Annotated in this window: 3 protein-coding genes and 1 pseudogene; 3 read left to right on the forward strand and 1 reads right to left on the reverse strand. The window is 68.7% G+C overall.

Features of this window, described 5'->3' with window-relative positions; all coding sequences use genetic code 11:
• From AC1DWT_RS50890 to AC1DWT_RS50900, 3 genes and pseudogenes are all read left to right on the forward strand, one after another.
• A pseudogene (locus AC1DWT_RS50890) lies at window positions 1–641 on the forward strand (hypothetical protein); the annotation flags it as partial.
• A gap of 34 nt (window positions 642–675) precedes the next feature.
• Window positions 676–1,149 carry a YbaK/EbsC family protein gene (locus tag AC1DWT_RS50895; RefSeq protein ID WP_072947342.1) on the forward strand — a complete coding sequence of 158 codons (474 nt, stop codon included), beginning with the start codon at window positions 676–678 and terminating at the stop codon, window positions 1,147–1,149.
• Window positions 1,150–1,215: 66 nt separating this feature from the next.
• Entirely contained in the window at window positions 1,216–1,854 is a 639-nt protein-coding gene (locus AC1DWT_RS50900; protein ID WP_095862984.1) for a flavin reductase family protein, read from the forward strand.
• 5 nt (window positions 1,855–1,859) lie between these two features.
• On the opposite strand, the gene AC1DWT_RS50905 is transcribed toward AC1DWT_RS50900, so the two are convergent.
• A partial coding sequence (locus tag AC1DWT_RS50905) for a hypothetical protein (RefSeq protein ID WP_477926227.1) occupies window positions 1,860–2,345 on the reverse strand: 486 nt, incomplete at its 5' end.

Consider the following 2,345-nt stretch of genomic DNA (forward strand, 5'->3'; position numbering starts at 1 on the left):
AGTTCACCGTTCGCGACGAGATTCCCGTCGGTGCACACGACAACCGCGGGCTGTCCGGTTTCTATCTGGCGATCGGGTGGGTGGTCGGCGGCTACCTGCTCGCGGCGGCGATCGGCCTGTTCATCGGCGCCCCTCGGACGCTGCGCCAGGCGTCGGCGCACACGGCCGTCCTGTTCGGCTACGCCCTGCTCTCCGGCGCACTCGGCGCCCTGATCACGACGCACGTGCTCGGCACGTTCGCGGGCCACTGGTTCCCGCTGTGGCTTCTCGGGACCGGTGTCGTCTTCGGCACGGCCGTGTTCACGCTCGGCCTGCGCGCCTCGGTCGGCATCCTCGCGGTGCCGCTCGCGATCGCCGTCTTCGTCATCCTGGGCAATCCCAGCGCCGGCGGGGCGTTCGGTTCGAACGTCATCCCCACGTTCTACGCGGCCATCGGACGGTGGATCACCCCCGGCGCGGGTACCGAGGGAATCCGCAGCATCGTGTACTTCGACGACGCGGGACTGGGACAGCCCGCGCTCGCCCTCGCGCTGTACTCCGCGGTCGGGCTGGGACTGCTGTTCGGGTTCACCGTCCGGCGGCTCCGGAAGCTGGAATCGACTACGCCCCGTTCCGATGTCGTGTCGGAAGACGCTTCTTGATGTCGTTCCAGGGGAATGGACCTACTCTTGGTTCATGCCGACGCCCTTGCACCCCCACGCCGCGCATGTCGCCGAGACTCTGATCGCGCGAGGGCACCATGGGGTGATCGTGACCCAGCCCGACTCCACCCACACCGCGGCCGAGGCGGCGGAGTCTCTGGGGGTCGATGTCGGCGCCATCACCAAGTCGCTGGTGTTCCTCCTCGACGACGACCCGATCCTGCTCCTCGTGTCGGGGGCGCACGAGGTGGATCTGGCGAACACCGGCAAACGACTGCAGGGGAATCTGACCCAGGCACCCCTCGACATGGTGCGGATCGCGACCGGGCAGCCGATCGGCGGTATCGCCCCGCTCGGCCATCCCACGAACCTTCCGACCTACGTCGACAACGCCCTGTCGGAGTACGCGGAACTGTGGGCGGCCGCCGGTCACCCGGACACCGTCTTCCGCACGTCGTTCTCGGAGTTGGTCCGGATCACCGCGGGCCTGGCGATCGACGTCGACTGAATCCCGGGCGGTTCCCGCCCTTATAGTTGACGTCAGATCTCGTGAACGAGAATGACGCGCGCGAGAATGACCGCGCTCGAGAATGACACAGTGCCCACACGGGCCGACCCGGAGAATGATTTGTCCGACAGAGCCGAGAACGCCGATACCGTCGATGGTTCGGACCTCCCCCGCGACCCCGAACTCGCCCCCGGAATCTGTGCGGAGGATTACCGCGCAGCCCTGCGCCGTCACCCGGCGGGCGTCACCATCGTGACCCTCGACTCGGGATCGGGCCCGGTCGGATTCACCGCATCCTCGTTTTCGTCCGTCTCGCTGGCCCCGCCGCTGGTGTCGTTCAACATCGCGAACACGTCGTCGAGCATCGATGCGCTCCACTCGGCGGGCTCGCTGGTGATCCACCTGCTCGGGGAGCACCAGCAGCACCTGGCTCAGCGCTTCTCGCGGAGCGCGGACCAGCGGTTCTCCGACGAGTCGCTGTGGGCGCGGCTCGACACCGGCGAACCGGTTCTCCACGGAACTCCCAGCTGGATGCGGGTCGTCGTGGACCAGTTGATCCCGGTCGGCGACCACACGCTCGTCATCGGCCTCGTCACCCGCGTCCACGCCGAGGCCGACGACGATTCCGCGTCGGCTCCCCTGCTGTATCACGAGGGCCGGTACTACCGGCCCACTCCGCTGGGTTCAGCGAACAACGGCAACTGACCTGGTCAGGACGCCAGCACCCGTTCGACGCGGGGCAGGTCGAAGCGGCGCAGCGCCTCGTCCACCGCTTCGGCGGACGTGACGAGACCCCGCTGCTCCAGCCACGGGAGGGTGCCGTCGACGAGCTGCTCGAGAACCCTGGGCAGCGACAGCGGGAGCAGGGTCACGCCGTCGGCGACGCCGGCCGCCTGGATGTCGGCGATGAGGCCGGCGAGGCCGACCGGAGTTCCGATGTACTGCAACGACACCGGTGTGCGCGGTGTGTCCAGCGCACTGTCGAGGAGGGCCAGTTCCTTGCGCGCGGCGCGGGCTTCTCCGGCGATGAGCACCTCGAGGTCCACCAGGACGGTGACGCTGTCGGGGTCGCGGCCGTCGGCGACGATCTCGGCACGGATCCGCGCGCGCTCCTGCTGCGCCTCACGCAGATCGGCGGCCCGGATCCGGACGACGTTCGGCGGGAACGACGTGAGGTCGAGCTGATCCGTCGAGTC

The organism is Rhodococcus sp. P4_B6 (assembly GCF_056402215.1).